This window comes from Phaeovulum sp. (assembly GCF_041596715.1).
Taxonomy (GTDB): domain Bacteria; phylum Pseudomonadota; class Alphaproteobacteria; order Rhodobacterales; family Rhodobacteraceae; genus UBA6213.
The window spans coordinates 1-3,114 of record NZ_JBFHIA010000304.1 but is presented as its reverse complement, the minus strand read 5'-3'; the positions used below and the strand labels follow the sequence as shown (position 1 = coordinate 3,114).

The window sequence follows — 3,114 nt, the reverse complement described above, 5'->3', positions numbered from 1 at the left end:
GCTGCAACTAGGCCCGACCATGAGCGCGCTCTATTCGCGCATCGCGCGTAACGAGCCACCGCGCCACCATCGGCTGATCCTTGCGGCATTGCGCGCGGGCGACGAACCTGGGCTGCGGCTGGCGGTGCGCACCGATGTGACCCAAGGTCTGCGGCATCTTGCAGGATAGCGCCCCCCCGGCCCTGCCCTTGCATAGCACCTGCGGCTCGCATAAGACACGCGCGGGTTGGACAGGCGGTTTCAGGGGGTATCCATGCCGCTTCTGGTGATGAAATTCGGCGGCACTTCGGTGGCCGACCTTGCGCGCATCAAGAATGCCGCATCCAAGGTCCGCCGCGAGGTGGAACGCGGCTATGACGTGATCGTCATTGTCAGCGCGATGTCGGGCAAGACCAACGAACTGGTGGCTTGGGTCGAGCAGACCTCACCGCTGTTCGATGCGCGCGAATATGACGCGGTCGTCGCTTCGGGCGAAAACGTCACCGCCGGGCTGATGGCGCTGGCCTTGCAAGAAATGGATGTGCCTGCGCGCAGCTGGCAAGGCTGGCAAGTGCCGATCAACACCACTTCGGCCCATTCCGCCGCCCGCTTCGTTACCATTCCGCGCGACAATATCGACGCGAAGTTTGCTGAAGGCATGAAGGTCGCGGTCGTGGCGGGCTTTCAGGGCGTGTCGGCCGAGGGGCGCATCACCACGCTTGGCCGCGGCGGGTCTGATACCACGGCAGTGGCCTTTGCCGCAGCCTTTGGCGCAGAGCGTTGCGACATCTACACCGACGTCGATGGTGTCTATACCACCGACCCGCGCATTTCCGCCAAGGCGCGCAAGCTTGACCGCATCGCGTATGAAGAGATGCTCGAACTGGCCTCGCTTGGTGCCAAGGTGCTGCAAACCCGCTCGGTCGAGCTGGCCATGCGTTACAAGGTGCGGTTGCGAGTGCTGTCGTCCTTTGAAGAAACCGATGAAAACTCCGGCACTCTTGTCTGCGACGAGGATGAAATCATGGAATCGAAAGTCGTCTCTGGCGTCGCCTATTCGCGCGACGAAGCCAAAATGACCCTGCTGCGCGTCGAAGACCGGCCCGGCATAGCCGCGGCGATTTTTGGCCCCTTGGCAGACTCCGGCGTGAACGTTGACATGATCGTGCAGAATATCTCGGAAAAGACCGAGGACGGCAAATCGATCGCTGTCACCGACATGACCTTCTCCTGCCCGGTCACTCAGGTAGGCCGCGCGCGCAAGGCAATGGAAGACGCGCGCAAGGCGGGCATCATCCGCTATGACGAACTGATCGAAGACACCGACGTGGCCAAGGTCTCGGTGGTGGGTATCGGTATGCGCAGCCATGCGGGTGTGGCGGCAACCATGTTCAAGGCGCTTGCGGCCGAAAACGTCAACATCAAGGTCATCGCCACCTCCGAAATCAAGATTTCGGTGCTGATCGACCGCAAATACATGGAACTGGCGGTGCAGGCGCTGCACGATACCTTCGGGCTGGACAAAGCCTGATCCAGCCGGGTTCTGGCCGCCTGCGGGCGGGCTGCGGCAAAGAGTTTGGGATCGGCCGCAACGCGCGTGCAGAGGCCAAAAGCCCGCGCGGCGGTGTGGTTAGGCCGTCTTGGCCAAGCCATGCAGAAACGGGTATTGCAACCGGCGGATTGATTTTTCGCTGCTTATGATGGCAGCCGACGTTGGCTGCGCCCCGTTCCACCGCGCCAGGGCAATTGTCTGCCACCGCACGGCGGGCTAGGGCTGATTTTCGCTTTCTCTTTTGCCGTCGCCCTGCCAATAGATGCTGGTAGACCAGATTTGACAGGACCATGCCCGAACGCACGGAAAGCGACAGTCGCAAATTACTGCGGCGTTTGCGCGACACGCTCGCAACCCCCGCAAAGGGGCAAGAAAGGCTTGACCGCATCACCCAGTTGATCGCCTCGTCGATGGGCACCGAGGTTTGTTCGATCTATCTGTTCCGAGATGCCGATACGCTGGAGTTGTGCGCGACCGAGGGCCTGAAGGCAGCCTCTGTGCACCAGACACGGCTGCGGCTGGGCGAGGGTCTGGTGGGCCGCGTTGCCCGCTTTGCACAGCCGATCAACACCGGCAATGCGCCCTCGGAAAAGGGTTTCCGCTACATGCCGGAAACTGGCGAAGAAATCTATTCCAGCTTCCTTGGCGTGCCGATCCAGCGCGTGGGCGAAAAGCTGGGCGTGCTGGTGGTGCAGTCGCACGAAGCGCGGCAGTTTTCCGACGACGAGGTTTACGGGCTTGAGGTCGTGGCCATGGTGCTCGCCGAAATGGCCGAGCTTGGCGCCTTTCTCGGCGAGGGCGAGGCGATGGCGCAGGTGCACACCCGTCCGGTGCTGGTGCGCGGCGCAACCGGGCAGGAAGGGTCTGCCGAAGGCCGGGTCTGGCTGCACGAACCCCGCGTCGTGGTCACCAACCCGGTAGGCGACGACCCCGAAAAGGAAAGAGCGCGGCTGGAAGTGGCCGTGGAAAAGCTGCGCAAATCTGTAGACCGGATGCTGGCCGAGGTCGCCTCGGGCAATGTTGACCATCTGGAAGTGCTCGAAACCTACCGTATGTTCGCCAATTCACGCGGCTGGATGCGCCGCATGGAAGAGGACATCTCGCGCGGTCTTTCGGCCGAAGCGGCGGTGGAGAAGGAACAGTCGTCGGCCCGCGCCCGGCTGGAGCAGGCGTCCGACCCCTACCTGCGCGACCGCCTGCACGATCTTGACGACCTTTCCAACCGCCTGCTGCGCCTGCTGACCGGGCAAGGCACCGACACCGGCGCAGAAATGCCCGATAACCCGGTGCTTGTGGCGCGCAATATCGGCCCGGCGGAACTGCTCGATTATGGTCGGCGGTTGCGTGGTGTGGTGCTTGAAGAAGGTTCAGTCGGCAGCCACGCCGCCATTGTTGCCCGCGCGCTGGCGATCCCGCTGGTTATCCACGCGCAGCGCATCACCTCTGAGGCGCTGAACGGCGATCCGATTCTGGTCGATGGCGATCAGGGTCTGGTGCATCTTCGGCCCGAAGAAACCGTCGCGCACGCCTTTCGCGATAAGATCGCGATGCAGGCCGAGGCGCAGAGCCGCTACGCCAGCCTG

2 protein-coding genes and 1 pseudogene are annotated in these 3,114 nt (G+C 62.9%); all 3 read left to right on the top strand.

Features of this window, described 5'->3' with window-relative positions; translation table 11 throughout:
• Positions 1–169: pseudogene (locus ABY403_RS15050) on the top strand (GntR family transcriptional regulator); the annotation flags it as partial.
• Between the two features lie 84 nt (positions 170–253).
• The gene (locus ABY403_RS15045; RefSeq protein ID WP_372841635.1) at positions 254–1,510 is read left to right on the top strand and encodes an aspartate kinase; all 1,257 of its coding nucleotides are present in this window, start codon (positions 254–256) and stop codon (positions 1,508–1,510) included.
• Positions 1,511–1,821: 311 nt separating this feature from the next.
• A partial coding sequence (locus ABY403_RS15040; protein ID WP_372841634.1) for a phosphoenolpyruvate-utilizing N-terminal domain-containing protein occupies positions 1,822–3,114 on the top strand: 1,293 nt, incomplete at its 3' end.